The organism is Streptomyces alkaliphilus, from assembly GCF_014141535.1.
Lineage (GTDB): Bacteria > Actinomycetota > Actinomycetes > Streptomycetales > Streptomycetaceae > Streptomyces > Streptomyces alkaliphilus.
Genome location: NZ_VKHT01001089.1, coordinates 1 through 1,591, shown reverse-complemented (window position 1 = coordinate 1,591; position 1,591 = coordinate 1). Strand labels below are relative to the sequence as shown.

The window sequence follows — 1,591 nt, the reverse complement described above, 5'->3', positions numbered from 1 at the left end:
CTCCATGCCCGACCGGTGGGCCCTCCCGCCCGAACGGCGGGATCCCGTCGGTCCGGCGCGGTGGGTTCCGGCGGGGACCGCCTCGGGGCGAGAGCCCGATTGGTGGGTTGATGTCCATTGTGAGGTGGTTCGGCGACGGGGCGCGTCATGTGTTTTCCCCGACTTCCCCGAAATCCGCGCGGAAACCTTCCCGACCGCCCTTCGGCGGGAACGTGACGGGCTCGTAATATTGCGGCATGTCATCGACCCGGCAGCAGCGTTACGAGGCGGCGGCCATGACGGAGGACTGGCCCGGGGTGCGGGAGGGGGAGACCTTCCACCCCAGGGCGCTGGTTGACGACGTCGTGGCGGTCCGCCGCCGGGCGGCCGACCGCCACGACGCCGAGCCGGCCTTCTTCGTCCACGGCCTGGGGGGCTCCTCCCGCAACTGGTCCTCCCTGATGGAACGCCTGGCCGGCGACGTCGACTGCGAGGCGCTCGACCTGCCCGGCTTCGGGGCCTCCCCGCCACCCGTGGACGGCGATTACTCGATCCCCGCCCACGCCCGGCGGGTGATCCGCTGCCTGGAGGTGTCCGGGCGCGGACCGGTCCACCTCTTCGGCAACTCCCTCGGCGGCGCGGCGGCCACCCGGGTGGCCGCGCTGCGTCCGGATCTGGTGCGGTCGCTGACGCTGATCTCACCCGCCCTCCCGGAACTGCGTCCCCAGCGCACCGCCGTGCCCACCGCGCTGCTCGGCGCCCCCGGCGCGTCCCGGCTCATGCGGCGCCTCACCCGGGACTACCCGCCGGAGCAGCGCGCCCGGGACGTGCTGCGGCTGTGCTACGGGGACCCGGCGCGGATCACCGAGCACGAACTGGCGGTGGCCGTGGCCGAGCAGGAACGCCGTCAGACCCTGCCCTGGTTCTGGGACTCCCTGGGGCGGAGCGCCGCCGGGATCTTCCACGCCTACGCGCTGGGCGGTCAGCAGTCGCTGTGGCGACAGGCGGAACGGGTCCTGGCGCCGACCCTGCTGGTCTACGGCGGCCGGGACCGCCTGGTGGCCTTCCGGATGGCCCGGCGGGCCGCGATCACCTTCCGCGACTCCCGGATGCTCGCCCTGCCCTCCGCCGGGCACGTGGCGATGATGGAGTTCCCCGACGCGGTGGCCGACGCCTTCCGCGACCTGTGCGACGAGATCGCGGGACGACCGGGAGCGGTCGTCCCGCCGACGGTTCCCCGGTCGTCCGCCGGGATGGCTCCCCGAGCCGGGAGCCGGGGTGTCGATGCGTCCCGATGATCGTGGTCACGGCCCGCGGGAGGCAGCTTTCCCGGACTCCCGGGGGCGCTCGGGTTTTCCGGGGCGCTCGGGTTTTCCGGACCCCCACGCCCCGCCCGGCGCCGGCCCGGTGACGGGGCGGCCCGGGTCGTGGACGGACCGGGCCGCCGACGCGGACCATCCGTTGCCCCTCTTCGGGGCGCCGTCCGGGGACCACCGTGCCCCGTCGGGCCCCCGCCCCGAATACCTGGCGGCCTTCGACGATCCCGGGGGACGGTCCCCGGACCGGGGATCCCCGCCCCCGGAACCCTCCGGGGAGCCCGTCGGCGCCGGGA

The 1,591-nt window shown here is 75.2% G+C and carries 1 protein-coding gene; it reads left to right on the top strand.

Features of this window, described 5'->3' with window-relative positions:
• Window positions 1-236: 236 nt before the first annotated feature.
• On the top strand, window positions 237-1,277 hold the full coding sequence (locus FNQ90_RS22580; protein ID WP_182608036.1) for an alpha/beta fold hydrolase: 1,041 nt from the start codon (window positions 237-239) through the stop codon (window positions 1,275-1,277).
• The last annotated feature ends 314 nt before the right edge of the window (window positions 1,278-1,591 follow it).

Bases quoted from the DNA above. Each gene is read 5' to 3' on its own strand.
- FNQ90_RS22580 (WP_182608036.1), top strand. From the start codon at position 237: ATGTCATCGACCCGGCAGCAGCGTTACGAGGCGGCGGCCATGACGGAG.